Raw genomic sequence first — 25,341 nt, forward strand, 5'->3', positions numbered from 1 at the left:
TCCTACTGCCGGTCGAGCGCGGCCAGCACGTCCGCCAGCCGCTGCTGTACATCTTCGTACACCGCGACCCGCTCCCCGGTCTCCGCCCCGGCCGACTCGGCGAGACGGGCCAGCTCGGCGTCCACCTCGGGGAGCCCGGTGGGGTCGTACGATTCGTCCTCCAGCACCGCCGGGTCAGTCATCGGCGGGCTTCTTCTTGGCGGGCGCGGCCTTCCGGGCGGTAGTCTTCTTCACCGTCGCGGTCCGCTTCACGACCGTCTTCTTGGCCGCCGTCTTCTTGGCCGCCGCCTTCTTGACCGGAGCGGTCTTCTTCGCCGCCGCCTTCTTCGCCGCCTTCTGCACCGGAGCGGCCACCACCTGATCCGGCTCGGGCTCCTCGTCCTCACCCGGCACGAACCACGCGTCCGGTCCCGGATCGGTCTCCTCCTCCAGCTCCGGCTCCCACTCGGGCTCCGGCCGGCGGACCTCCTGCTCCCACCCCTGGTCGAACAGCCCCGCCGCCCTGGGCTCCTGCGGCTGCTCGGGCTCCGGCGCCTTCTCCGCCTCGGCCCCGCCGACCAGCTGATTCTCCAGGTAGCTCAGCACCACGCCGACCTTCACCACCTGGTCGCCGACCTTCTCGAAGACCTTCTCGGCCTCGGCCCGGGTCACCCCGACCGCGAGGTCGATCCCGGCCCGTCCGGCCGTCACGGCCTCCCCGGCCAGGGTCTCCACCCGCTTCACCACCGGCGGCAGCTGCTCCAGCAGCACCACCGCCCGCTTGCCCGCCTCCTCGGCGACCTCGGTGGCCACCACGACCACCCCGCGCACCAGATCCCGCAGCATCTCCGCCTCCTCCGTGCCGTTCCCGCCCTCGCCGACGACGCTACCCGAGGGAGGCCGTCGGCACTGCGATAGCGTGGGCCGCCGAACCTGACGGGAGATCACAGCGATGGCCAGCACCGAGGAGTGCCGCACGGCACTGGAACAGCTCAGCCGCAACCTCACGGGCGCCGACGGCGACGTGCGGCAGGCCGCCGCCCTGGACCGTTCGCTCAGCTGCCGGCTCACCGACCTGGACGTCACCTTCACCGGCCGGCTGCGCGGCGGCGAGATCGCCGACCTCACCGAGCACCCCGGCCCGCCCGCCACCAAGGCGGAGATCCGCCTCACCATGACCAGCGACGACCTGGTCGCGATGGTCGGCGGCTCCCTGAAGTTCGCCTCCGCCTGGGCCTCCGGCCGGGTCAAGCTGGAGGCCGGCTTCCGCGACCTGCTCCGCCTGCGCTCGCTGCTCTGACCGCGCCCCACCTCCGCGGCAATCGCTTTCCCGGCCACCTGACGACAGCTCCGACGCGCCGTCAGACGGCCGGGACGATCCGCTCCACGGCGGCCGTGACCAGCCGCTCCCGCTCCTCCTCGGAGAACACCCCCGGCAGCGTCAGCTGCTCGACGATCAGCCAGTTGAAGGCCAGGTAGAGCAGCCGCACCGCCTCCGCGTCCCCGGGCAGCCCGGAGGCCTCGTGGTAGGTCACGTTGGCGTCCACGTCGGCCCGCACCCGCTCGGTCAGCACGTCCCTCAGCCCGGGCCGCCGGGTGGCCTCCAGGCGCAGCTCCAGCAGCGCCAGGTAACCGGTCCGGAAAGCGCTTACCCGGCCCACCAGTTCCCGCATCAGCGCGGCGTACGTCTCCCGGTCCGGCTTCGCCGCGCGCTGGCGCGCCACGGTCTCCTCGTCGGGCTGCAGCCGCTCGTAGACCCGGGCCCCGGCCTGGGTGAGCAGGTCGTCCCGGTTGGCGAAGTAGTTGGAGGCCGTCCCGGGCGGGACGGCGGCCGCCGCGTCGACCGCGCGGAAGGTCAGCCCGCGCGCGCCCTCCGCCGCCAGCACCTCGATCGCCGCGTCCACCAGGGCCGCCCGCCGCCCCTCGTTCCTGCGCGCCATTGACACCACTCCATCCGTAGTACTACGGTCTGACCACTTCAGTCAGAGTACTCCAAAGAAAGTGGTACCAGTTTGCGCAAGCTCGTCTACTACGTCGGCGTCACCATCGACGGCTACATCGCCGGTCCCGGCGGCGAGTACGACTTCTTCCCGCTGAACGACACCTACAGCACCTGGATGAACGGCCACCTCCCCGAGACGGTGCCCACCCCGATGCGCGCCGCCCTCGGCCTCGCCGAGACCCCCGGCGCCCGCTTCGACACCGTCCTGATGGGCCTCGGCACCTACCGACCCGCCCTCGACGCCGGCCTCACCGACCCGTACGCCCACCTGCGCACCTACGTCGTCTCCAGCACCCTGGCCCCCGACACCGACCCGGCCGTCACCGTGGTCAAGGACGACCCGCTCGCACTCGTCCGCGAGCTCAAGCGGCAGGACGGCCGGGACATCTGGCTCTGCGGCGGCGGCCGGCTGGCCGGCGCCCTGCTCCCCGAGATCGACGAACTGATCGTCAAGAGCTACCCCGTGCTGGCCGGCTCCGGCATCCCGATGGTGGCCGGCGGCTTCGCCCCCACCCTCTTCACCCCGACCGACCGGAAGTCCTTCGACACCGGAACCACCGTCACCTGGCTCACCCGCACCACCAGCTGACGGAACGACGGAGGGCGGCGGCCACCGGCCACCGCCCTCCGCACCACCGGGCCCCTCAGAGCCCCAGCTCCTCCAACGCCTTCCGCCCGTCCACCGGACGCTCCGCCGACCAGGCCGCGCCGCACAGCGCTCGCAGCCCGTCGTAGACGTCCTCGCCGCCCCCCGCCAGCCGCAGCACGCCGTCCTCCGCCCAGGCCCGCCAACCCCCGCACTCGAAGCCGCCGTCCACCGCGACCGCCTCCCGATGGGCCGTCAGCAGCCCGCGCAGGTCCGCCGCCAGGTACGTCGGCCGGTGCTCCGGCGGGGCCGCCAGCAGCAGCGCCGGGGTGGTCACACCGGTGAAGACCAGCAGGCTGTCCACCCCGCCGTTCCACGCCCCCTCGATGTCGGTGTCCAGCCGGTCACCCACCACCAGCGGCCGCTTCGCACCCGTCCGGATCACCGTCTCCCGGTGCATCGGCGGCAGCGGCTTGCCCGCCACCTCCGGCTCCACCCCGGTCGCCGTCCGCACCGCGGCCACCAGCGTCCCGTTCCCCGGCGCGATGCCACGCGCCGTCGGCACCGTCAGGTCGGTGTTCGAGGCCACCCACGGCAGCCCCGAGGCCACCGCGTACGAGGCCTCCGCCAGCTGCGGCCACCCCACCGACGGGTCGTAGCCCTGCACCACCGCCAGCGGCTCCTCCTCCAGCGAGCGCACCGCCACCAGCCCGTGCTCGGCCAGCGCCTCCACCAGCCCGGCCCCGCCGACCACCAGCACCTTCGCCCCGGCCGGCACCTTCTCGGCCACCAGCCGGGCGGCCGCCTGCGCCGAGTTGATCACGTCCTCGGGCGCGGCCGGCACGCCGAGCTCGGTCAGGTGCTCCGCCACCACCCGCGGCGGACGGGAGGCGTTGTTGGTCACGTACGCCAACCGCATCCCGCCCGCCCGGGCCACGTCCAGCGAGGCCGCCGCGTGGTCGATCGCGTACGGGCCCGCGTACACCACCCCGTCCAGGTCCAGCAGCGCCGTGTCGTACGCCTCGGCCAGCGGGAGCCCACTGCCCCCGGGCGCCGTCCGGGCCGTACCGTTCGCGGTCTGGGTCATGCTGCTGCCACCTCGTGCTCGTCGTCCTCGGTCCGTCACCCCGTCGCGCGGAGTCGTCAGGCGGAGTCCTGCCCCGGCTCCCGGTACCCGGGCGCCCCCGGCAGCAACGGCCCGTACGCCCCGGCACGGGCCGCCAGCGTCGCCTTGGTCTGCCGCAGCGCCGCCCGGTAGTGCTCCGCCTCCGGGCGCATCGCCACCGCCAGCGCCAGGTGCTCGGCCGAGCCCTCGAAGTCACCCAGCCGGGCCGCCGTCAGGCCCCACCCGAACTGAGCGTAGTCGTCCGAGGGATCGGCCTGCGCCACCGCCTTGAAGTTCTCCAACGCCTCCCGGTACAGCCCCGCCCCGTACTGCGCGCGGGCCAGCGCCTCCCGCACGCTCCGCGAGTGCGGCTCGGCCTCCGCCGCCCGCACCAACAGCTGCACCGCCGCCGCCGGATGCCCCTGCTCCAACAGCTGCGCCCCGCGCCGGTACCAGTCGTAGACCTCGCCCTCGGGCACCCCGTCACCGTTGCTCATACCGTCCCCGCTCCCTCCGGCCAGTGCACGAAATCTGACACAGCCTCCAGCCACTGTGATCACTCAACAGCACATACCCGGTTACCATGCCCAGGATGACGACACCCAGTGCACCCAGTGGAGCAGGTGTCCCGTCGGGCGGCCCCGGAGACCCCGGACAGGTCGCCACGGCGGGGCTGTCCCTGTCCCCGTTCCGCGCCCTCCGTTACCGCCCGGACCGGGTCGGCAACCTGGCCGCCGTCACCTCGCCGCCCTACGACGTGGTGGACCCGAACCGGCGGCTCGACCTGGAGACCTCCGACCCCCACAACATCGTCCGGCTGATCCTCCCCCGCCCCGAGCCCGAGGACAGCGGCGACCGCCCCGACCGCGACACCCGCTACCGCCACGCCGCCCGGCTGCTCGCCGACTGGCAGCGCGAGGGCGTGCTCGCCGCCGACCCCGAGGCCGCGCTCTACGTCTACGAGCAGACCGCCGGCGGCATCCTCCAGCGCGGCCTGATCGGCTCCCTCGCCGTCAGCGGCAAGGAGGCCGGCGTCGTCCTCCCGCACGAGGACGTGATGCCCCGTCCGGTCGCCGACCGGGTCGGCCTGATGCGCACCACCAAGGCCAACCTCGAACCCCTGCTGCTCACCTACCGGGGCAGCGGCGGCGCGGCCGGCGTGATCGAGCGCACCGTGCTCGGCGAGCCCCTGCTCACCACGACCACCACCGACGGCACCCACCACCGCCTGTGGGCCGTCACCGACCCGGCCGAGCTGGCCGCCGTCACCCGCGACCTGGCCACCTGCCGCGCCCTGATCGCCGACGGCCACCACCGCTGGGAGATGTACCTGCGCCTCCAGCGCGAGCACCGCCACCTCCCCCGCAGCCCCTGGGACCGCGGCATGGTCCTGCTGGTGGACACCGCCCGCTACCCGCTCCGGGTCCGCGCCATCCACCGCGTGCTCTACCGCCTGCCGCTCGCCGACGCCCTGACCGCCCTCGGCGAGCAGTGGCGGGTCAAGGAGGTCCCCGGCCCGCTGGAGCACGCCCTGGCGGCCCTCGCCGAGGCCAAGCGGCACGGCGGCAACGCCTTCCTGCTCACCGACGGCGGCGGCTCCTTCCACCTGCTCACCGATCCGGACCCGGCCCTGCTGGACGCCCACGTCCGCGCCGACCGCCCCGAGGAGTGGCGCCACCTGGACGCCACCGTCCTCCACTCCGTCCTGCTCGACCACACCTGGCGGGTGCCGGACGGCCCCGACGACATCGGCTACCTGCACGCCTCGGCCGCCGCCGAGCGCGAGGCCGCCCGCACCGGCGGCACCGCCGTACTGCTGCACCCCGTGGACGAGAGCGTGGTCCGCCGCCTGGCCGAGCAGGGCGTCACCATGCCCCGCAAGTCCACCTCCTTCGGCCCCAAGCCGGCCACCGGCCTGGTGATCCGCAGCCTCGAACTGGGCTGAACCGGCGTCAGGCCCCGGGCCCCGAAACGCAGAAGGCCCCGACCACCTCTCGGTGGCCGGGGCCTTCTGACGTTCACTCAGCCTCAGCGACGGTCGCCGCCGTTGCCCTTGCCGTCGCGGAGCTCGTCCTCGTCCGCCTCGTCGATCTCGAGGTCGTCCTCGTCGTAGTACTCCTCGACGTCCTCCTCGTCCTCGTAGATGACCCGGTCCTCGCCGGTGTCGTCCACGGAGACCCGGCGGCGCGGCTTCTCCTCGACCGGAGCGTCCTCGACGCCCTCGTCAGCCGCGTCGGCCGCGTCACCCTCGGCCTCGTCCTCGACCTCCGGGTCCATGGTGTCCGTGAACTCCAGGCCGTCGATCTCGGCGAGCCGCTCCGAGGCGTTGGTCGCCCCGTCGGTGTCCGCCTCGGCCGCCTTGGCGAACCACTCGCGCCCCTCGTCGGCACGGCCGGCCGCGATCAGAGCCTCGGCGTAGGCGTACCGCAGACGGGCGGTCCACGGGTGCACCGCGTTGGAGGCCAGCTCCGGGCTCTGCAGGGTCACCACGGCCGCGTCGAACTGGCCCATGTCGCTGCGGGCACCCGCCGCGACCAGACGCATCTCGACCTGACCGGCCTTGTCCAGCTGCTTCACCTCGGGCTCACCGGCCATCGCCAGCGCCCGCTCCGGACGGCCCAGACCGCGCTCGCAGTCCGCCATCACCGGCCACAGGTCCACCCGGCCGGTCATCCGCTTCGCGGCGCGGAACTCGGTCAGCGCCTCCGAGTAACGCTGCGTCATGTACGAGGCGAAGCCCGCCGCCTCGCGGACCGAAGCCACGCGGGAGGCGAGGCGGAGCGCCACGCGGGAGTACTGGTAGCCCTCCTCCGGGTCGGTGTCGAGCGTCCGGGCCACCATGACCAGGTTGCGCGCCACGTCGTCGGCGAGGGTCTTCGGCAGGCTCTTCAGGTCCTGGCGGACGTCCGCGTCCAGCTCGAAACCGGTCACGTCCTCCGGGATCGGCAGCCGCTTGACGGGCTCGTAGTTGCCCCGGCGGTCGTCGTAGTCCGACCGCTCCTCACGCCGCGGCCCACGGTCCCCGAACGACGGCCGGCCACCACGGTCACCGTAGGACGGACGGCCACCGCGGTCGTCCCGGCGGAAGCCACCACGGTCGCCGCCGCGGTCGTCCCGACGGGGACGGTCGTCGCGGTTCCCGTACGACGGACGGTCGCCACCACGGTCGTCCCGGCGCGGGCCACGGTCACCGTAGGAGGGGCGGTCGCCACGGTCGCCGAAGGAGGGACGGCCGCCGCGGTCGTCACGGTTGCCGTACGAGGGGCGGTCGCCACGGTCGCCGTAGGACGGGCGGCCTCCGCGGTCGTCGCGGTTGCCGTAGGACGGACGGTCGCCACGGTCGTCCCGGCGGAATCCGCCACCGGACGGACGGTCACCGTAGGACGGACGGCCACCGCGGTCGTCACGGTTGCCGTACGACGGACGGTCGCCACGGTCATCCCGGCGGAAGCCACCACCGGACGGACGGTCACCGTACGAGGGACGGCCACCGCGGTCATCGCGGTTGCCGTACGACGGACGGTCGCCACCACGGTCGTCGCGACGCGGGCGGTCGCCGAAGGCCGGCCGGTCGTCACGACGCGGGCCACGGTCACCGTAGGAGGGGCGGTCGCCACGGTCGCCGTAGGACGGACGGCCGCCGCGGTCATCACGGTTGCCGTACGAAGGGCGGTCGCCACGGTCGTCCCGGCGGAATCCGCCACCGGACGGACGGTCACCGTAGGACGGACGGCCACCGCGGTCGTCACGGTTGCCGTACGACGGGCGGTCGCCACCACGGTCGTCGCGACGCGGGCCGCGGTCGTCGCGGTTGCCGTAGGAGGGGCGGCCGCCGCGGTCATCACGGTTGCCGTACGACGGACGGTCGCCACGGTCATCACGGCGGAAGCCACCACCGGACGGACGGTCACCGTAGGACGGGCGGTCGCCACGGTCGTCACGACGCGGGCCACGGTCGTCACGGTTGCCGTACGAGGGACGGTCACCACGGTCACCGAAGGACGGACGGCCACCACGGTCGTCACGGTTGCCGTACGAAGGGCGGTCGCCACCACGGTCGTCGCGACGCGGGCCGCGGTCGTCGCGGTTGCCGTAGGACGGGCGGCCGCCGCGGTCATCACGGTTGCCGTAGGAAGGACGGTCGCCACGGTCATCCCGGCGCGGACCCCGGTCGTTGGACCAGCCGCCACGCGACCGGGGCTCGTAGCCACGGCCGTCGTCGCGACGGTCCGGGCGGTCCTGGGGAGGATTCGACATCGTGGTGACTCCTGTCTGCTGCTTCAGCTCAACCGCGCGGCCTGGACGGGACTTCCCGTCCGGTGCGGTCTGGCGGCGACCCGCGTGGCCACACACCAGCTCCATTGTCCGGCACCGGGACCGTCCCCGCTGTCGGGCGGGAGCCGGCTCGATGCCATCGGGAAAAACAAAAAGGCCGTGGCTCCAGCTATTCGCTGGGGCCACGGCCTTTGAAGAATTGTTCGGCGGCGTCCTACTCTCCCACAGGGTCCCCCCTGCAGTACCATCGGCGCTGTGAGGCTTAGCTTCCGGGTTCGGAATGTAACCGGGCGTTTCCCTCACGCTATGACCACCGAAACACTATGAAACTGTCAACCGCACCACCCCCGTGACCAAACGGGGTGGGGTCGTTGTTTCAGAACAACACAGTGGACGCGAGCAACTGAGGACAAGCCCTCGGCCTATTAGTACCGGTCAGCTCCACCCCTTACAGGGCTTCCACATCCGGCCTATCAACCCAGTCGTCTACTGGGAGCCTTACCCTCTCAAGGAGGTGGGAGTGCTCATCTCGAAGCAGGCTTCCCGCTTAGATGCTTTCAGCGGTTATCCCTCCCGAACGTAGCCAACCAGCCATGCCCTTGGCAGGACAACTGGCACACCAGAGGTTCGTCCGTCCCGGTCCTCTCGTACTAGGGACAGCCCTTCTCAACACTCCTACGCGCACAGCGGATAGGGACCGAACTGTCTCACGACGTTCTAAACCCAGCTCGCGTACCGCTTTAATGGGCGAACAGCCCAACCCTTGGGACCTACTCCAGCCCCAGGATGCGACGAGCCGACATCGAGGTGCCAAACCATCCCGTCGATATGGACTCTTGGGGAAGATCAGCCTGTTATCCCCGGGGTACCTTTTATCCGTTGAGCGACGGCGCTTCCACAAGCCACCGCCGGATCACTAGTCCCGACTTTCGTCCCTGCTCGACCCGTCGGTCTCACAGTCAAGCTCCCTTGTGCACTTACACTCAACACCTGATTGCCAACCAGGCTGAGGGAACCTTTGGGCGCCTCCGTTACTCTTTAGGAGGCAACCGCCCCAGTTAAACTACCCACCAGACACTGTCCCTGATCCGGATCACGGACCCAGGTTAGACATCCAGCACGACCAGAGTGGTATTTCAACGACGACTCCACCCAAACTGGCGTTTGGGTTTCAAAGTCTCCCACCTATCCTACACAAGCCGAACCGAACACCAATATCAAGCTATAGTAAAGGTCCCGGGGTCTTTCCGTCCTGCTGCGCGAAACGAGCATCTTTACTCGTAATGCAATTTCACCGGGCCTATGGTTGAGACAGTCGAGAAGTCGTTACGCCATTCGTGCAGGTCGGAACTTACCCGACAAGGAATTTCGCTACCTTAGGATGGTTATAGTTACCACCGCCGTTTACTGGCGCTTAAGTTCTCAGCTTCGCCACGACGAAATCGTGACTAACCGGTCCCCTTAACGTTCCAGCACCGGGCAGGCGTCAGTCCGTATACATCGCCTTACGGCTTCGCACGGACCTGTGTTTTTAGTAAACAGTCGCTTCTCGCTGGTCTCTGCGGCCGGCCCCAGCTCAAGGAGTAAATCCCATCACCAGTTCCGGCCCCCCTTCTCCCGAAGTTACGGGGGCATTTTGCCGAGTTCCTTAACCATAGTTCACCCGAACGCCTCGGTATTCTCTACCTGACCACCTGAGTCGGTTTGGGGTACGGGCCGCCATGAAACTCGCTAGAGGCTTTTCTCGACAGCATAGGATCATCCACTTCACCACAATCGGCTCGGCATCAGGTCTCAGACTATGTGTGAGGCGGATTTGCCTACCTCACGTCCTACACCCTTACCCCGGGACAACCACCGCCCGGGCTGGACTACCTTCCTGCGTCACCCCATCGCTCAGCTACTACCACCTTGGTTCGACGGCTCCACCACTCCCCTTTGCCCGAAGGCTCCGGGGCGGCTTCACGGTCTTAGCATCAGAAGGTTCGCCGTTGGCGCTTCAAAGCGGGTACGGGAATATCAACCCGTTGTCCATCGACTACGCCTGTCGGCCTCGCCTTAGGTCCCGACTTACCCTGGGCAGATCAGCTTGACCCAGGAACCCTTGGTCAATCGGCGCAAGAGTTTCCCACTCTTGTATCGCTACTCATGCCTGCATTCTCACTCGTGAACCGTCCACAACTGGATTCCTCCGCTGCTTCACCCGGCACACGACGCTCCCCTACCCATCACAGCAGGCGTTGGCCCTATTGCTGCAATGACACGACTTCGGCGGTGTACTTGAGCCCCGCTACATTGTCGGCGCGGAATCACTTGACCAGTGAGCTATTACGCACTCTTTCAAGGGTGGCTGCTTCTAAGCCAACCTCCTGGTTGTCTCTGCGACTCCACATCCTTTCCCACTTAGCACACGCTTAGGGGCCTTAGTCGGTGTTCTGGGCTGTTTCCCTCTCGACCATGGAGCTTATCCCCCACAGTCTCACTGCCACGCTCTCACTTACCGGCATTCGGAGTTTGGCTAAGGTCAGTAACCCGGTGAGGCCCATCGCCTATCCAGTGCTCTACCTCCGGCAAGAAACACGTGACGCTGCACCTAAATGCATTTCGGGGAGAACCAGCTATCACGGAGTTTGATTGGCCTTTCACCCCTAACCACAGGTCATCCCCCAGGTTTTCAACCCTGGTGGGTTCGGTCCTCCACGAAGTCTTACCTCCGCTTCAACCTGCCCATGGCTAGATCACTCCGCTTCGGGTCTTGGGCATGCAACTCAACCGCCCTATTCGGACTCGCTTTCGCTACGGCTACCCCACACGGGTTAACCTCGCTACACACCGCAAACTCGCAGGCTCATTCTTCAAAAGGCACGCAGTCACGAGATGCACAGCAAGCTGCACATCCGACGCTCCCACGGCTTGTAGGCACACGGTTTCAGGTACTATTTCACTCCGCTCCCGCGGTACTTTTCACCATTCCCTCACGGTACTATCCGCTATCGGTCACTAGGGAATATTTAGGCTTAGCGGGTGGTCCCGCCAGATTCACACGGGATTTCTCGGGCCCCGTGCTACTTGGGAGAAGCTCAAGCGAGCCGCACAGATTTCGTCTACGGGGGTCTTACCCTCTACGCCGGACCTTTCGCATGTCCTTCGACTATCCATACGGTTTCTGACTCGCCCAGCCGCCGGCAGACGACTGAAGAACTTTCCCACGACCCCACGATGGCAACCCCTGCCGGGTCTCACACCAACGCGGTTTAGCCTCATCCGGTTTCGCTCGCCACTACTCCCGGAATCACGGTTGTTTTCTCTTCCTGAGGGTACTGAGATGTTTCACTTCCCCTCGTTCCCTCCACACACCCTATGTGTTCAGGTGCGGGTGACAGCCCATGACGACTGCCGGGTTTCCCCATTCGGAAACCCCCGGATCAAAGCCTGGTTGACGGCTCCCCGGGGACTATCGTGGCCTCCCACGTCCTTCATCGGTTCCTAGTGCCAAGGCATCCACCGTGCGCCCTTAAAAACTTGGCCACAGATGCTCGCGTCCACTGTGCAGTTCTCAAACAACGACCAGACACCCAAACTCAACGCTCTCTCCGAGCGCCTCGCATGAGGCCGGCATCTCTGAGGCAACACTCACGCCGTTCCCTCAGGACCCAACAACGTGCCCGACACACCAGACAGCTGTCCGTGTTCCACGCCGAAGCAGTACTAACAGGGCCTACCTGTGTGCCGAATAGTCAACGTTCCACCCATGAGCAACCGTGTGAGACATTCGCTCACATCCGGCTATGTGCTCCTTAGAAAGGAGGTGATCCAGCCGCACCTTCCGGTACGGCTACCTTGTTACGACTTCGTCCCAATCGCTGGTCCCACCTTCGACGGCTCCCTCCCAAGGGTTAGGCCACCGGCTTCGGGTGTTACCGACTTTCGTGACGTGACGGGCGGTGTGTACAAGGCCCGGGAACGTATTCACCGCAGCATGCTGATCTGCGATTACTAGCAACTCCAACTTCATGGGGTCGAGTTGCAGACCCCAATCCGAACTGAGGCCGGCTTTTTGGGATTCGCTCCGCCTCGCGGCATCGCAGCCCTTTGTACCGACCATTGTAGCACGTGTGCAGCCCAAGACATAAGGGGCATGATGATTTGACGTCGTCCCCACCTTCCTCCGAGTTGACCCCGGCAGTCTCCTGTGAGTCCCCATCACCCCGAAAGGCATGCTGGCAACACAGAACAAGGGTTGCGCTCGTTGCGGGACTTAACCCAACATCTCACGACACGAGCTGACGACAACCATGCACCACCTGTATACCGACCACAAGGGGGCGCCCATCTCTGGACGTTTCCGGCATATGTCAAGCCTTGGTAAGGTTCTTCGCGTTGCGTCGAATTAAGCCACATGCTCCGCTGCTTGTGCGGGCCCCCGTCAATTCCTTTGAGTTTTAGCCTTGCGGCCGTACTCCCCAGGCGGGGAACTTAATGCGTTAGCTGCGGCACCGACGACGTGGAATGTCGCCAACACCTAGTTCCCAACGTTTACGGCGTGGACTACCAGGGTATCTAATCCTGTTCGCTCCCCACGCTTTCGCTCCTCAGCGTCAGTAATGGCCCAGAGATCCGCCTTCGCCACCGGTGTTCCTCCTGATATCTGCGCATTTCACCGCTACACCAGGAATTCCGATCTCCCCTACCACACTCAAGCCTGCCCGTATCGAATGCAGACCCGGGGTTAAGCCCCGGGCTTTCACACCCGACGTGACAAGCCGCCTACGAGCTCTTTACGCCCAATAATTCCGGACAACGCTCGCACCCTACGTATTACCGCGGCTGCTGGCACGTAGTTAGCCGGTGCTTCTTCTGCAGGTACCGTCACTTGCGCTTCTTCCCTGCTGAAAGAGGTTTACAACCCGAAGGCCGTCATCCCTCACGCGGCGTCGCTGCATCAGGCTTTCGCCCATTGTGCAATATTCCCCACTGCTGCCTCCCGTAGGAGTCTGGGCCGTGTCTCAGTCCCAGTGTGGCCGGTCGCCCTCTCAGGCCGGCTACCCGTCGTCGCCTTGGTAGGCCATTACCCCACCAACAAGCTGATAGGCCGCGGGATCATCCTGCACCGCCGGAGCTTTCCACCTTCAACCATGCGGAAGAAGGTCATATCCGGTATTAGACCCAGTTTCCCGGGCTTGTCCCAGAGTGCAGGGCAGATTTCCCACGTGTTACTCACCCGTTCGCCACTGATCCACCCCGAAGGGCTTCACCGTTCGACTTGCATGTGTTAAGCACGCCGCCAGCGTTCGTCCTGAGCCAGGATCAAACTCTCCGTGAATGTCTACCGGTAATCCGGCAAGCACCCGCGTTGAGCGGCACGGCAACCACCGGAATAGGGCGGTCCCGCGCACTGCGTCCTCGCTAGTGTTTACTTCATAAAGGAATCTCCAACCCCACCGAACGGTGAGGCCGGGGATGTCAACATATCTGGCGTTGACTTTTGGCACGCTGTTGAGTTCTCAAGGAACGGTGGCTTCCTTCGGGCTGCTTTCCAGCAGGCCCTCCGGGCGCTTCGTTCTTTCGTGTTTCCCAGCCTACCAGAAGAATTTCGGCCGTTTTACCGGCTTCATTCGTTCTGAATTCCCGCTGGGAGGGATTCGCCGATCCGCACGGGCACCTTTCGGCGCTCACCGCTTGGGCTTGGCGTTGTCGTAGACATTAACGTCTGACCGCGACCGTTGTCCAGTCGCTCTCAACCGTTCAAACCTACTCGCGTACTCCAACCGAGTCAATGGTTTTTGTGCGCTGATCATGAGACTACCAGGTCGGGAGGGGTTCTCCCGACCACCGGCGGGCGCCGCGCCGGTCAGGCGGCGACCGGGTGACGGTCCTCGCGGTCGGCGGCTTCGAGGTCGCCGGCCTCGCCGGTGGCTGCGGCGCGGCGGCCGAGGACGAGGGCGTAGAGGAGGAAGAGGACCTCGGCCACGGCGCCGATGGTGATGCGGGCCCAGGTGGGGAGGGGGGACGGGGTGACGAAGGCTTCGAGGAGGCCGCTGACGAAGAGGACGACGGTGAGGCCGATCGCCATGCCGATGACGGCGCGGCCCTCCTCCGCGAGGGCGACGAGGCGGGGGCGGGGGCCGGGGTCGATGACCGTCCAGCCGAGGCGCAGGCCGAGGCCGGCTGCGACGAAGACGGCGGTCAGTTCCAGGAGGCCGTGCGGGAGGAGGAGGCCGAGGAAGAAGTCGAGGCGGCCGGCGGAGGACATCAGGCCGAGGGCGATGCCGAGGTTCATCACGTTGCCGAGCAGGACATAGAGGACCGGGAGGCCGAGCAGGACGCCGAAGATCAGGCACTGGGCGGCGATCCAGGCGTTGTTGGTCCACACCTGGGCGGCGAAGGAGGTGGCGGGGTGGTCGGAGTAGTAGGTCTCGTACTCGCCGCCCTCCTTGGTCATCTCGTGCAGGCCCTCGGGGGCGATGATCGAGTCGCGGACCTCGGGGTGGGTGGAGACCCACCAGGCGATCAGGGCGGAGAGCAGGATCGAGAGGACCGCGATCGGTATCCACCAGCGGCGGGAGCGGTAGAGGGCGGCCGGGAAGCTGACGGCGAAGTAGCGGCCGGCGTCGCGCCAGGAGGAGGAGCGGCGGCCGGTGACGGCACTGCGGGCGCGGGCCACCAGGGTGGTGAGGCGGCCGACCAGGGTCGGGTCGGGGGCCGTGGACTGCACCTGGGCCAGGTGGCTGGTGGCGCGCTGGTAGAGGGTGACGAGCTCGTCGGCTTCCTCCCCGGTGAGGCGGCGGCGCTTGCTCAGGGCCTCCAGTCGGTGCCACTCCGCCTGGTGGGCGGCGACGAAGACGTCCAGGTCCATGGGGCGGCTCTCCTGCTGGGCGGCGGGTGCTCGGGCGGGTCGGGGCTCAGCATGCCAGAGGGGTGGGCCGCCCTTCCTGTGGGTTCCGGGGGCCCGTATGTTGGCGGACTGTCGGCGGTGCGGATCAGGACGGGCGGGGGACGGCAGTGAGCGAACTGGTCACGGGTGAGGCGGTGGTGCTCGGGCTGCGGTCCGCCAAGCTGCCGAGCCGGATGCTGGCGATCGGGCTGGACCTGCTCGCCCAGGTGCTGCTGATGATCGTGCTGATGCTCGGGATGACCCTGTCGGTCATCGAGGTCGACGACGCGGCCGGGGCCGCGATCGGGCTCGGTCTCATGGTGTTCTGCCTGGTGATCCTGCCGGTGCTGGTGGAGACGCTCTCCGGGGGACGGTCGCTGGGGAAGCTGGCGTTCGGGCTGCGGGTGGTGCGGACGGACGGCGGGCCGGTGCGGTTCCGGCACTCGCTGGTGCGGGGGCTGGTCGGGTTCGTCGAGCTGCCGATGCTGATGGGGGTGCCCGCGCTGATCAGCTCGATGGTCTCGCCGGAGGGGCGGCGGCTCGGGGACGTGTTCGCGGGGACGCTGGTGGTCCGGGAGCGGGTGCCGGGTGCGGGCGGGGGCCGGGACGCGCTGCCGCCGGTTCCGCCGGAGCTGCTGGCCGGGATCGGTGGCGGGCTGGTCTCGCTCGACCTGTCGGCGGTGCCGGATCCGCTCTGGCTGGCGATCCGCCAGTACCTGAGCCGGATCGGGCAGTTGGACCCGGCGGTGGGCTTCGGGATGGCGCAGCGGCTGGCCGGGGACCTGGTGGCGTACACCGGGCAGGCGGCACCGCAGGGGGTGCATCCGGCGCAGTACCTGGGGGCGGTGCTGGTGGAGCGTCAGCGTCGGGACTGGGAGCGGTCGGTGGCCGGGCAGGCGCAGGGCGGGTACCCGGTGGCGCAGCAGGTACCGGCGCAGGGCGGCGGGCAGCAGCAGCCGTTGGAGCGGGCACGGCGGTACGAGGCTCCCGTCGCCCCTCCCCCCGCGGCACCGGCGGCACCGGCACCCGTCGCACCGCCCGTGCAGGCACCGGCACCCGTCGCACCCCCCGCGCAGGCACCGGCGGCCGAGGGCGGGTTCGCTCCGCCGGCCTAGGGGCTGTACTCGGTGGGCCACTGGTTGGGCGGGGACTCGAGTTCTTCGAGGGCGAGGCCGGGGGCGTCCAGGACGACGTCGCCGGCCAGGTGGACGATCTGCTGTTCGCCGGTCTCCAGGTCGGCTACCTGGTAGCGCTCGACCAGCAGCGGGCCGGTGTCGGTGGGGTGGGTGTCGACGGCTTCGAGGAGCCAGCCCTGGTCGAAGGTGCGGGGGGCCAGCACCGGGTCGGTGAAGGAGACCAGGCGCAGGCGGGCCGAGGCGCCGGGTTCCAGGCGGAGCAGGCGGGCGGCGGCGATCAGGAAGGCCGGGGAGGATCCGGCGAAGGCGTGGGCGCGGTCGTGGCCCTCGGCCGCGTCGGTGCCGGAGCCGTCGGCGGCGGTGCGGACCCAGCTGACGCCGTCGAGTGCGCCGCCGCGGACCTGCCAGCCGCCGGAGCGGAGTTCGAGGCGCAGCGGGCGGTTGCGGGAGTCGAGGGTGAGGTCCGCGGTGCGGAGCACGGCGCCGTCGGGGGCGTAGGTCTTGGAGACGTAGCGCCAGCCGGCGGGGCCGGGGGCGCAGCTGAAGCGCTCCTCGCCGAGCGGGGTGCCGTCGTGCGGGTCGGTGAGGGAGTAGCGGCCGTTCGGCATGGCAGCAGCCTACGTGCCTGCGGCCTCCCGGTGGCCCGGCCGCTTCGGCCCCGGTGGGCGGGAACGGCCGTGCGGCCGGTGCCACGGGGCACCGGCCGCACGGCCGTTCAGCGCTGACGCGGGATCAGTAGCGGTACTGCTCCGGCTTGTACGGGCCCTCGACCGGGACGCCGATGTAGTCGGCCTGCTCGGGGGTGAGGGTGGTGAGCTTGACGCCGAGGGCGTCGAGGTGGAGGCGGGCGACCTTCTCGTCCAGGTGCTTGGGGAGGACGTAGACGCCGATCGGGTACTGCGAGGTCTTGGTGAAGAGCTCGATCTGCGCGATGGTCTGGTTCGCGAAGGAGTTCGACATCACGAAGGACGGGTGGCCGGTCGCGTTGCCGAGGTTCAGCAGGCGGCCCTCGGACAGCATGATGATGGTGTGGCCGTCCGCGAAGCGCCACTCGTGGACCTGCGGCTTGACCTCGGTCTTGACGATGCCCGGGAGCTTCGACAGACCGGCGATGTCGATCTCGTTGTCGAAGTGGCCGATGTTGCCGACGATCGCCTGGTGCTTCATCTGCTCCATGTGCTTGGCAAGGATGATGTCCTTGTTGCCCGTGGTGGTGATGAAGATGTCGGCGATCGAGACGACCTCCTCCAGGGTGGTGACCTGGTAGCCGTCCATGGCGGCCTGCAGGGCGCAGATCGGGTCGATCTCGGTGACGATGACGCGGGCGCCCTGGCCGCGGAGGGACTCGGCGCAGCCCTTGCCGACGTCGCCGTAGCCGGCCACGACCGCGACCTTGCCGCCGATCAGGACGTCGGTGGCGCGGTTGATGCCGTCGATCAGGGAGTGGCGGCAGCCGTACTTGTTGTCGAACTTCGACTTGGTGACGGCGTCGTTGACGTTGATGGCCGGGAACAGCAGGTTGCCGTCGCGGTGCATCTCGTACAGGCGGTGCACGCCGGTGGTGGTCTCCTCGGTGACGCCCTTGATGGTGGCGGCCATCTCGGTCCACTTGGAGGGGCTGTCCTTGAGGGTGCGGTTGAGCACCTCGAGGATCAGGCGGTACTCCTCGTTGTCCGCGGTGGACGGGTCCGGGGCCTCGCCGGCCTTCTCGAACTCGACGCCCTTGTGGATCAGGAGGGTGGCGTCACCGCCGTCGTCCAGGATCATGTTCGGGGTCTGGCCGTCGGGCCAGGTGAGCGCCTGCTCGGTGCACCACCAGTACTCCTCCAGCGTCTCGCCCTTCCAGGCGAAGACCGGGACGCCCTGCGGGTTCTCCGGGGTGCCCTCCGGGCCGACCGCGATGGCGGCGGCCGCGTGGTCCTGGGTGGAGAAGATGTTGCAGGAGCACCAGCGGACCTCGGCGCCGAGGGCGGTGAGGGTCTCGATCAGCACGGCGGTCTGCACGGTCATGTGCAGCGAGCCGGTGATGCGCGCGCCGGCCAGCGGCTGCGAGGCGGCGAACTCCTTGCGGATCGACATCAGGCCGGGCATCTCGTGCTCGGCGAGCTGGATCTCCTTGCGGCCGAAGGGGGCCAGGGAGAGGTCGGCGACCTTGAAGTCGGACATGTCTGCTGCTCCTCGCTGCATGCGGGGTCGGGTCGGTTTACGGGTGTGCTGAGCGGCGGGACGCCCGACGGGATGCGGGGCTCCGCTGCTGCGGCACAATCCGTCGGAGGACCTCTCTCCCTCGACCGCACCGCCCGGCGTGCCGGGGGTGCCGATCGACCGCCATCAGCAGCGACGATTTGGCTCTGCTGACGAATCTACACCGGCGGCGTGATCGCACGGGATTCGTTCGAGCGGATTCGGCCGTTCCCCGACCGGTTCCCTGACGGCGCGTCAGTGGGACGGGCCGCCCGGGGTGGCCTCGCGGTCGGGGCCGGCGGCCTCCTTCTCGGCGGAGTAGATGTCCGGCTCCAGGTAGATCACCCGGGCGATCGGGACGGCCTTGCGGACCCGGGCCTCGGCCAGGTCGATGGCCTGGGCGACCTGGGTGGCGCTGTCCTCGGCGTTGACGCCGATCTTGGCGGCGACCAGCAGCTCCTCGGGGCCGAGGTGCAGGGTGCGCATGTGGATGATGCGGGTGACCGAATCGTGGTCCACCAGGGCGGCGCGGATCTTGGCGACCTCGGTCTTGTCGGCGGACTCGCCGATCAGCAGCGAGCGGGTCTCCAGGGCGAGCACCACCGCGATGCCGACCAGCAGCAGGCCGATGGAGAGGGTGCCGACGCCGTCCCAGACGCCGTCCCCGGTGATGACGGTGAGGCCGACGCCGAACAGCGCGAGGATCAGGCCGATCAGCGCGCCGAAGTCCTCCAGCAGGACCACCGGCAGCTCCGGGGCCTTGGCCCGGCGGACGTACTCGACCCAGCCGAGGGCGCCCTTGGACTTCTTGCCCTCGCTGATCGCGGTGTAGAAGGACCAGCTCTCCGCGATGATCGCGAAGACCAGCACGCCGACCGCCCAGTACCAGCCGTCCAGCTCGTGCGGGTGGCGGATCTTCTCCACGCCCTCGTAGACGGCGAACAGGCCACCGACCGAGAACAGCACGATGGAGACCACGAAGGCGTAGATGTACCGCTCGCGCCCGTAGCCGAAGGGGTGGGCCTCGTCCGCCTCGCGGGCCGCCCGCTTGCTGCCGACCAGCAGCAGCACCTGGTTGCCGGAGTCGGCGACGGAGTGCACGCCCTCGGCCAGCATCGAGGAGGAGCCGGTGAAGGCGAAGGCGGTGAACTTGCTCACCGCGATCGCCAGGTTCGCGGACAGCGCCGCTACGAGGGCCTTGGTACCGCCTTCGGTGCTCATGCTGGGATGGGGTCCCTCCGGACTGGGCCGGTACCCGTGCACCGGCCGACGCTCAGCTCTGTCGACCGCACACAGTATCCCGATCGGGCAAAGGACCTGAGGTGCGGTCAGCAGGTGGGCGGCGGCGCGTCGTGCTCCGTTCAGTCCTGGCCGGCGGCCAGGCCGAGGTAGACGGCGGCGAAGTCGGTGAGGGCGGTCAGTTCGGCCAGGGCGTGCAGCGGATCGGCCTCCACCGAGCGGAGCTCGGTGAAGCGGACGCCGTGCGCCTCGGCCAGGCGGTGGGCGCGGCGGACCGGGTGGCTGGGCTCGGCGAAGCCGTTCTCCTCCTCCTCGGCCGGATCGGCGGCGCGGCCCGGGGTCTGACGGAGCAGCAGCACCTGGAGCAGCAGCGGATCGGGCTCCTCGACCCGGTCGCGGAAGAAGTCGTCCGGGTCGGCGCCGGAGCCGAACTGGCCGACGAACATGCCCCGGTGGGCGGTGAGCACCTGCGGCAGCGCCCCGGGCAGCGCGGGGCGCCCGGCCCGGTCGGCCAGCATGGCGGCGAACCGGCCGGCCACCGCGGCGGCCACCGGGCCGTCGGTCCACAGCAGCGGGACGGTGCCGGAGAGGTGGGCGGCCAGGTCCTTGGCCGGATTGACGTAGGCGGCGGCGTCGGGGCGGCAGCGGACCGCCACCTCGTCCAGCCGGTCGGCGACGCCCCGCAGGGAGCCGGCCGGGAGCTGGGTGACGCCGAGCTTCTCGGTGAGGGCCAGCAGCGGGAGCAGCATGGCCCAGAGCGCGCCCGGGTCGAGCGCGGGCAGGTCGGGCTCCTCGGCCTGGTGGTCGTCCTCGACCGCGGTCGGCACGTACTGCAGCGGCAGGCCGCGGACCTGGTGGGCGGCCTCGGTCAGCGGGCTCTCCGGCGGGGCGATCACCACCACCGTGCAGCCGCGTGCGTACGCCTGCTGGGCCAGGCCGACCAGACCCTCCTCGTGGCCGTCGGCGGAGGCGATCACCAGCAGGTCGAGCGGACCGACCCAGCCCGGGAGCTGCCAGCGCAGGCCGGCGGTGAACGGCGGGGCGGCCACCGTCCGGTCGCGCGGGGCGGGCTCGGCGTCGGTCGGCGGGAGCGGGAGCACCTGGGTGGACTCGACCGCGAGCGCGGCCAGCGCGGGGCCGACGGCGAGCGCGCTGCCGTAGCCGGCCACCAGCAGGGAGCGCGGGCGGCCGTCGGGGCGCAGCGCCGCGACTCCGGCCTCGTCGGCCAGCCGGAGGGCGGTGCGGATCCTGGCCCCGGCACCCGCCAGCGCGAGCAGCGCGTGGTCCCGGTCGGCGCGCTGGAGGGCGGCCGGGTCGTCGAGCAGGACGTCGTCGATCATGCGGCTGGCCTCCGGCCTCGCGCTGGACGGACGGTGGGGTCGGTCGGGGAGGTGCGGGGTGCGCCCGGCGTGCGGGCGCGGGGGTGCGGCGCGGGGCGCCCGGGTGGGGCCGGGCGGGCCTGACGCGGCGTCAGGAGGGGCGGCGGGCCTCGTCGACCAGGAGCACCGGGATGCCGTCGCGGACCGGGTAGACCAGGCCGCAGGTCTCACCGGTGCAGCGCAGCTCGTGCGCCTCGCCCTGGGTCTGCTCGTCGAGCGCCGAGTGGCACTCCGGGCAGACCAGGATCTCCAGCAGGAAGGACGGCAGGTTGCTCATGGGGTGTCAGGCTCCTGGGTGCGGTGGGGTACGGCGCCGGTACAGCGGTGCCCCGGCCGGTGGCAACCTTACCGGCCGGGGCTGGGGCTGGTGGTGTCAGGCGCGGACGATGCCCAGGACGGTGTCGCGGACCTGCTCCATGGTGGCCTGGTCCTTGGCCTCCACGTTCAGGCGCAGGAGGGGTTCGGTGTTGGAGGCGCGGAGGTTGAACCACCAGGTGGGGCCGGTGACGGTGACGCCGTCGAGGGTGTCGACGGTGATGTCGTCGCCGGTGTAGTGGGCCAGGACGGCCTGGGTGCGCTCGTCCTGGTCGGCGACGGTGGAGTTGATCTCGCCGGAGGCCGCGTAGCGGTCGTACTGCGCGGTCAGCTGCGACAGCGGCTGCTGCTGCCCGCCCAGGGCGGCCAGGACGTGCAGGGCGGCGAGCATGCCGGTGTCGGCGCGCCAGAAGTCGCGGAAGTAGTAGTGCGCGGAGTGCTCGCCGCCGAAGACCGCGTCGGTGACCGCCATCTCCTGCTTGATGAAGGAGTGCCCCACCCGGGTGCGCACCGGGGTGGCGCCCAGCTCGCGGACCACCTCCGGCACGGTGAGGGAGGTGATCAGGTTGTGGATGATCGTGGGGTTGTCCTCGCCGCCGGCCTTCGCGCGGGCGATCTCCCGGGCCGCGACCAGCGCGGTGATCGCCGACGGCGAGACCGGATCCCCCGCCTCGTCGACGACGAAGCAGCGGTCCGCGTCCCCGTCGAAGGCCAGACCGATGTCCGCGCCGACCTCGCGCACCTTCGCCTGCAGGTCCACGATGTTCGCCGGGTCCAGCGGGTTCGCCTCGTGGTTGGGGAAGGTGCCGTCCAGCTCGAAGTACATGTCCACCACCTCCAGCGGCAGACCCGCGAACACGGTGGGCACGGTGTGGCCGCCCATCCCGTTGCCCGCGTCCACGACCACCTTCAACGGCCGGATCGCCGACAGGTCCACCAGCGACAGCAGGTGGTCCGCGTAGCCGCGCAGCGTCTCCTTCGCCGAGATCGAACCCGGCTTCACGTCCAGCGCCGGCACCGTGACCGTGCCGTCCGCGCCCGTCCACGACTCCACCAGCTCACGGATCTGCGACAGGCCCGTGTCCTGGCCCACCGGCGCCGCACCCGAGCGGCACAGCTTGATCCCGTTGTACTGCGCCGGGTTGTGCGAGGCGGTGAACATCGCGCCCGGCAGGTCCATCGACCCCGACGCGTAGTACAGCTGGTCGGTGGAGCACAGCCCGATCTCCACCACGTCCGCGCCCGAAGCCGCCGCACCCTCGGCGAACGCCCGCGACAGCGACGGCGAGGACGGACGCATGTCGTGACCCACCACGATCGCCGACGCACCCACCACCCGCACGAACGCCGCACCGAACGCCCGCGACAGCACCTCGTCCCACTGGTCCGGCACCACACCCCGGACGTCGTACGCCTTCACCAGCTGCTTCAGGTCACGCACAACCGCTCCAGTTGTTGGGTACTCAGACCAGGGCAGCGTACCGGGAGGTGATGGACGGTCGGTGAACACGGCGACGTACGTCAGCTCGGCGGACGCGGGCCGTCAGCTCTCCGGCGAGCGCAGGACCCTCAGGTGGCCGCGGCGGCCGGCCTCGGTGGACTCCGGCTCCCTGGAGGGGGCCTGACGGGGCGTCTGGGGGCGGGCGGCCTCGCGAACGGCGTTGGCCAGCGCCTCCAGGTCGTCGCTGCTGCGGCGGAGCGGATTGGTGTCGGCGGCCAGCCTGACGACCTCCCAGCCGCGCGGGGCGGTGAGGCGCTCGGCGTGCTCGGCGCACAGGTCGTAGCAGTGCGGCTCGGCGTAGGTCGCGAGCGGGCCCAGCACGGCGGTGGAGTCCGCGTAGACGTACGTCAGCGTCGCGACGGCCGGACGGCCGCACGCGGTCCGCGAACAACGACGTACAGAGCTCACGAGGGTGGACGGTACCGCACTCCTGACCAGGCCGCGAAGACCCGCCCCCACCGAGTGTCACGTGTCGCCGACATGGGCGTCACCGGGGTGGTCCACTTCCGGGGCTCCAAGGACTACGCTCGACACTGATATGGACAGCTCCGCACCCCGACCTCCGGCGGACCAGCCCCGCTTCCGGCGCCACCGCGACCGGCACGGCCGTGGCCTGCGCGGACCCCTGGCACCGCCCCAGGTGCCCATCTCGCTCACCCGCTCCGAGTTGTTCGACGACTACGTCCGCGAGTCGGTGGAGCGCCTGGAACGGCGCTGGCCCCAGCTGATGGACGTCGAGTTCGCCGTGCAGGAGGTGCCGACCCCCGGCGAGGAGGACGACGAGGAGGGCGGCGTGCCGCTCGGACGGCTGGTGCCGGCCGGGCAGGGCCGCAAGAGCCGGATCGTCATCTACCGGCGGCCGGTGGAGATCCGGGCCAAGAGCCGGGACGACCGGGCCGCGCTGGTGCACGAGATCCTGATCGAGCAGGTGGCCGACCTGCTCGGCCTCTCCCCCGACGCGATCGATCCGCGCTACGACGAGGAGTGACGACGGAGCCCCCGGCCGGTGGTCCGGCCGGGGGCTCCGTCGTGCTCCTGTCGGTGCGTCAGGCGCCGGGGTCAGTGCAGCAGGACCGCCGGATCGGGCTGGGACTGCGGGATCCTGACGGTGGAGTGGTCGTCGCGGAAGGCCTGGACGGTGAAGCCCGGGACGTCCTTCACCGTCGCCGTGAGCATCCGCGCGGCCGTCACCGGGCCGCCGGAGACCGTCTCCACGGTCAGGCCGAAGACCCCGTTCAGCCCGGCCGGCTCGGGGGCCGGGAGGGCCACCGTGGCACCGGCGGGGATCGAGACCTCCTTGGTGGCGGGGGTGCCGCCGCCGCTGCCGGCCGAGGCGGTGACCTTCACCTTGGCCTCCTGCTCGCCCGTGGAGGTCAGGTAGAGCGTGGTGGCGTTGCCACCCCGGTTGTCGGCGATCGAGGCGCGCTGGCCGACCGGCACCGCGCCGGTGATCCAGGCCGCGTCCGACTTGCCGTTCTGGGCGCGGTCCAGCCGCAGGGCGGCCACCACCGGGGTGGGGTGGCTCGGGTCGCTCGGGCTGAGCCGCAGCGCGCCGGGCTCGCCCCGGGTCACCTGGCCGAGGTCGACCGCGTTGACCATGCCGGCCTTGACGTGGATGGTCTCGAAGCCGGCCGGGGTGAACCAGCCGTTGCGGCCGGAGACCTGGATCTTCAGGTCCGCGTCCTCCTCGCCGGGGGCGGCGACCACCAGCCGGGCGGCCGAGGTGTCGGCCGCCAGGCCGGGCAGCACCTGGGTCGGGGCCGGGGTGGCGGAGGGCGGGATCCAGTCCGAGCCCTTGCTCCCGTCGGCGGCGTGCACGGCCGCGCCGATCCGGCCGCTGCGGGCCACCACGTGGACGGCCAGGTCCTTCTGGTCCTTCGTCAGGGAGGGCAGCCGGATCGCCTGCGAGGTGCCGGGGCCGAGCGCGATGCCCTCGGCCGCCGGGTTGTCGATCGCGCCCTTGTCCCCGAAGAGCTTGAGGTCGACCACGGCCGGGACCACCGGGTCGGGGTTGACCAGGCTGACGTAGTCCACCCGGTCCCCCGCCGTGCTGGCGCCGGAGAACCAGAAGCCGGTGCCGGTCGGCGTGCAGCTGAAGCCGGACAGGCCGCGGCCCTGCTCGTCGGTGACGGTGGTGGTCTGGGAGACCGTGAAGCCGGGGGCGTACCCGCCGGTGGCCACCGCGGTGCTGCCGGGGGCGGTGTCGGCGTTGGCGGCCGGGCCGCTGACCGGGACGCCGGGCTTGGCCAGCACCACCCGGGCGTCCGCCGGGGCCGCGTCGGCCGGAGCGGGAGCACCGGAGGCGGCGGCGGACGGGGCGGCTGACGGGGCCGCCGAGGGAGCGGATGACGGGGCGTCGGCCGCCGGGGCGTGCGGGACCACGTCGGAGAGCGCGCCGTAGCCGCCCGTCCCGGTGTCCTGCGGGGAGAACAGCGTGAGCGCGGTCGAACCGGTCAGGCCGTGCAGGGGCTGCGGGCAGACCAGCGCGGTGCGCTCGACCTTGGCACTGGCGGCGGCGGCCGGGGCGGCCGCCGCCGGATCGGCGGGCGGGCGCAGCTCGGCGACGCCGAAGACCACGCCGATCGCCACCGCGCCGGCCAGCAGCGAGACGCCGGTGCGGCTGCCGGCCGACGCCCCCGGGCCGGAGGCCTGCGGGTCGCCGGGGGCGCCCGGGTCGTCCGCCCCGGGGGCGGACCTGCCGAGCTTGGGGGCCCTGAGGGCCGGGGCCTTGAGCTTGGGGGCCTTGAGAGTGGGCTTCTTCATGAC

Annotated in this window: 20 protein-coding genes, 3 rRNA genes and 1 pseudogene; 5 read left to right on the forward strand and 19 right to left on the reverse strand. The window is 70.0% G+C overall.

What is annotated here, in order from left to right; translation table 11 throughout:
• Positions 1 to 2: 2 nt before the first annotated feature.
• Positions 3 to 182: a hypothetical protein gene (locus ABD946_RS18265; protein WP_345284842.1), complete on the reverse strand. Its 180-nt coding sequence runs from the start codon at positions 180 to 182 to the stop codon at positions 3 to 5.
• Complete coding sequence (locus ABD946_RS18270) at positions 175 to 825, reverse strand: hypothetical protein (protein WP_345284844.1); 651 nt, start codon at positions 823 to 825, stop codon at positions 175 to 177. The genes ABD946_RS18265 and ABD946_RS18270 overlap by 8 nt, the downstream gene beginning before the upstream one ends.
• Before the next feature lie 106 nt (positions 826 to 931).
• On the opposite strand from ABD946_RS18270, the gene ABD946_RS18275 reads away from it, so the two are divergent.
• Positions 932 to 1,279 carry a sterol-binding protein gene (locus ABD946_RS18275; protein ID WP_345284846.1) on the forward strand — a complete coding sequence of 116 codons (348 nt, stop codon included), beginning with the start codon at positions 932 to 934 and terminating at the stop codon, positions 1,277 to 1,279.
• A 61-nt stretch (positions 1,280 to 1,340) separates the two neighbouring features.
• On the opposite strand, the gene ABD946_RS18280 is transcribed toward ABD946_RS18275, so the two are convergent.
• On the reverse strand, positions 1,341 to 1,919 hold the full coding sequence (locus ABD946_RS18280; protein WP_345284848.1) for a TetR/AcrR family transcriptional regulator: 579 nt from the start codon (positions 1,917 to 1,919) through the stop codon (positions 1,341 to 1,343).
• Positions 1,920 to 1,991: 72 nt separating this feature from the next.
• Between ABD946_RS18280 and ABD946_RS18285 the strand changes: the two genes are divergently transcribed.
• Entirely contained in the window at positions 1,992 to 2,570 is a 579-nt protein-coding gene (locus tag ABD946_RS18285; protein ID WP_345284850.1) for a dihydrofolate reductase family protein, read from the forward strand.
• A 55-nt stretch (positions 2,571 to 2,625) separates the two neighbouring features.
• Here the strand turns inward: ABD946_RS18285 and ABD946_RS18290 are convergent, their stop codons facing one another.
• Together ABD946_RS18290 and ABD946_RS18295 are read right to left on the reverse strand one after the other, a co-directional pair.
• On the reverse strand, positions 2,626 to 3,654 hold the full coding sequence (locus tag ABD946_RS18290; RefSeq protein WP_345284852.1) for an HAD-IIA family hydrolase: 1,029 nt from the start codon (positions 3,652 to 3,654) through the stop codon (positions 2,626 to 2,628).
• 56 nt (positions 3,655 to 3,710) lie between these two features.
• Complete coding sequence (locus ABD946_RS18295) at positions 3,711 to 4,169, reverse strand: tetratricopeptide repeat protein (protein ID WP_345284854.1); 459 nt, start codon at positions 4,167 to 4,169, stop codon at positions 3,711 to 3,713.
• Positions 4,170 to 4,264: 95 nt separating this feature from the next.
• Here ABD946_RS18295 and ABD946_RS18300 point away from each other — a divergent pair, with 95 nt between their 5' ends.
• Entirely contained in the window at positions 4,265 to 5,617 is a 1,353-nt protein-coding gene (locus ABD946_RS18300; protein WP_345284856.1) for a DUF1015 family protein, read from the forward strand.
• Positions 5,618 to 5,700: 83 nt separating this feature from the next.
• Here ABD946_RS18300 and ABD946_RS18305 read toward each other — a convergent pair whose 3' ends face one another.
• The 6 genes and pseudogenes from ABD946_RS18305 to ABD946_RS18330 all read right to left on the reverse strand — a co-directional run bounded on the left by ABD946_RS18305 (position 5,701) and on the right by ABD946_RS18330 (position 14,803).
• Positions 5,701 to 6,621 (reverse strand): tetratricopeptide repeat protein, encoded by a 921-nt coding sequence (locus ABD946_RS18305; protein ID WP_425558651.1) that lies wholly within the window; start codon positions 6,619 to 6,621, stop codon positions 5,701 to 5,703.
• Positions 6,622 to 7,107: 486 nt separating this feature from the next.
• Positions 7,108 to 7,929: pseudogene (locus ABD946_RS18310) on the reverse strand (hypothetical protein); the annotation flags it as partial.
• 219 nt (positions 7,930 to 8,148) lie between these two features.
• Positions 8,149 to 8,265: ribosomal RNA gene (gene rrf, locus ABD946_RS18315) — 5S ribosomal RNA — on the reverse strand.
• Between the two features lie 87 nt (positions 8,266 to 8,352).
• Positions 8,353 to 11,475 (reverse strand): 23S ribosomal RNA (locus tag ABD946_RS18320).
• A 273-nt stretch (positions 11,476 to 11,748) separates the two neighbouring features.
• A 16S ribosomal RNA gene (locus tag ABD946_RS18325) occupies positions 11,749 to 13,270 on the reverse strand.
• Together the 16S, 23S and 5S rRNA genes form the textbook arrangement of a ribosomal RNA operon.
• 528 nt (positions 13,271 to 13,798) lie before the next feature.
• A complete protein-coding gene (locus ABD946_RS18330) occupies positions 13,799 to 14,803 on the reverse strand; it encodes a stage II sporulation protein M (RefSeq protein ID WP_345284858.1) in 1,005 nt (334 codons plus the stop codon).
• A gap of 146 nt (positions 14,804 to 14,949) precedes the next feature.
• On the opposite strand from ABD946_RS18330, the gene ABD946_RS18335 reads away from it, so the two are divergent.
• A complete protein-coding gene (locus ABD946_RS18335) occupies positions 14,950 to 15,936 on the forward strand; it encodes an RDD family protein (protein ID WP_345284860.1) in 987 nt (328 codons plus the stop codon).
• Here ABD946_RS18335 and ABD946_RS18340 read toward each other — a convergent pair.
• The 7 genes from ABD946_RS18340 to ABD946_RS18370 form a co-directional block, all read right to left on the reverse strand.
• Entirely contained in the window at positions 15,933 to 16,565 is a 633-nt protein-coding gene (locus tag ABD946_RS18340; protein ID WP_345284862.1) for a hypothetical protein, read from the reverse strand. The genes ABD946_RS18335 and ABD946_RS18340 overlap by 4 nt on opposite strands.
• Positions 16,566 to 16,689: 124 nt before the next feature.
• On the reverse strand, positions 16,690 to 18,123 hold the full coding sequence (gene ahcY / locus ABD946_RS18345; RefSeq protein WP_345284864.1) for an adenosylhomocysteinase: 1,434 nt from the start codon (positions 18,121 to 18,123) through the stop codon (positions 16,690 to 16,692).
• 273 nt (positions 18,124 to 18,396) lie between these two features.
• Positions 18,397 to 19,362: a cation diffusion facilitator family transporter gene (locus ABD946_RS18350; RefSeq protein ID WP_345284866.1), complete on the reverse strand. Its 966-nt coding sequence runs from the start codon at positions 19,360 to 19,362 to the stop codon at positions 18,397 to 18,399.
• A 140-nt stretch (positions 19,363 to 19,502) separates the two neighbouring features.
• Positions 19,503 to 20,720, reverse strand: a complete 1,218-nt coding sequence (locus tag ABD946_RS18355; RefSeq protein ID WP_345284868.1) for an SIS domain-containing protein — start codon at positions 20,718 to 20,720, stop codon at positions 19,503 to 19,505.
• A gap of 130 nt (positions 20,721 to 20,850) precedes the next feature.
• The gene (locus ABD946_RS18360; protein WP_345284870.1) at positions 20,851 to 21,036 is read right to left on the reverse strand and encodes a Trm112 family protein; all 186 of its coding nucleotides are present in this window, start codon (positions 21,034 to 21,036) and stop codon (positions 20,851 to 20,853) included.
• Positions 21,037 to 21,132: 96 nt separating this feature from the next.
• Complete coding sequence (locus ABD946_RS18365) at positions 21,133 to 22,515, reverse strand: phosphomannomutase/phosphoglucomutase (protein ID WP_345284872.1); 1,383 nt, start codon at positions 22,513 to 22,515, stop codon at positions 21,133 to 21,135.
• Positions 22,516 to 22,617: 102 nt separating this feature from the next.
• Positions 22,618 to 23,034, reverse strand: coding sequence for a DUF3499 domain-containing protein (locus ABD946_RS18370; RefSeq protein WP_345284874.1), 417 nt, complete (start codon positions 23,032 to 23,034; stop codon positions 22,618 to 22,620).
• A gap of 79 nt (positions 23,035 to 23,113) precedes the next feature.
• Between ABD946_RS18370 and ABD946_RS18375 the strand changes: the two genes are divergently transcribed.
• Positions 23,114 to 23,563 carry a metallopeptidase family protein gene (locus ABD946_RS18375; protein WP_345284876.1) on the forward strand — a complete coding sequence of 150 codons (450 nt, stop codon included), beginning with the start codon at positions 23,114 to 23,116 and terminating at the stop codon, positions 23,561 to 23,563.
• Positions 23,564 to 23,634: 71 nt separating this feature from the next.
• On the opposite strand, the gene ABD946_RS18380 is transcribed toward ABD946_RS18375, so the two are convergent.
• Entirely contained in the window at positions 23,635 to 25,338 is a 1,704-nt protein-coding gene (locus tag ABD946_RS18380) for a DUF5719 family protein (RefSeq protein WP_345284878.1), read from the reverse strand.
• Between the last annotated feature and the right edge of the window lie 3 nt (positions 25,339 to 25,341).

This window comes from Kitasatospora albolonga (genome assembly GCF_039535905.1).
GTDB lineage: Bacteria > Actinomycetota > Actinomycetes > Streptomycetales > Streptomycetaceae > Kitasatospora > Kitasatospora albolonga.

Coding starts and splice junctions, on each gene's coding strand:
- ABD946_RS18265 (WP_345284842.1), bottom strand. CDS start 182: ATGACTGACCCGGCGGTGCTGGAGGACGAATCGTACGACCCCACCGGG.
- ABD946_RS18270 (WP_345284844.1), bottom strand. CDS start 825: ATGCTGCGGGATCTGGTGCGCGGGGTGGTCGTGGTGGCCACCGAGGTC.
- ABD946_RS18275 (WP_345284846.1), top strand. CDS start 932: ATGGCCAGCACCGAGGAGTGCCGCACGGCACTGGAACAGCTCAGCCGC.
- ABD946_RS18280 (WP_345284848.1), bottom strand. CDS start 1,919: ATGGCGCGCAGGAACGAGGGGCGGCGGGCGGCCCTGGTGGACGCGGCG.
- ABD946_RS18290 (WP_345284852.1), bottom strand. CDS start 3,654: ATGACCCAGACCGCGAACGGTACGGCCCGGACGGCGCCCGGGGGCAGT.
- ABD946_RS18295 (WP_345284854.1), bottom strand. CDS start 4,169: ATGAGCAACGGTGACGGGGTGCCCGAGGGCGAGGTCTACGACTGGTAC.
- ABD946_RS18300 (WP_345284856.1), top strand. CDS start 4,265: ATGACGACACCCAGTGCACCCAGTGGAGCAGGTGTCCCGTCGGGCGGC.
- ABD946_RS18330 (WP_345284858.1), bottom strand. CDS start 14,803: ATGGACCTGGACGTCTTCGTCGCCGCCCACCAGGCGGAGTGGCACCGA.
- ABD946_RS18340 (WP_345284862.1), bottom strand. CDS start 16,565: ATGCCGAACGGCCGCTACTCCCTCACCGACCCGCACGACGGCACCCCG.
- ahcY (WP_345284864.1), bottom strand. CDS start 18,123: ATGTCCGACTTCAAGGTCGCCGACCTCTCCCTGGCCCCCTTCGGCCGC.
- ABD946_RS18350 (WP_345284866.1), bottom strand. CDS start 19,362: ATGAGCACCGAAGGCGGTACCAAGGCCCTCGTAGCGGCGCTGTCCGCG.
- ABD946_RS18355 (WP_345284868.1), bottom strand. CDS start 20,720: ATGATCGACGACGTCCTGCTCGACGACCCGGCCGCCCTCCAGCGCGCC.
- ABD946_RS18360 (WP_345284870.1), bottom strand. CDS start 21,036: ATGAGCAACCTGCCGTCCTTCCTGCTGGAGATCCTGGTCTGCCCGGAG.
- ABD946_RS18375 (WP_345284876.1), top strand. CDS start 23,114: ATGGACAGCTCCGCACCCCGACCTCCGGCGGACCAGCCCCGCTTCCGG.
- ABD946_RS18380 (WP_345284878.1), bottom strand. CDS start 25,338: ATGAAGAAGCCCACTCTCAAGGCCCCCAAGCTCAAGGCCCCGGCCCTC.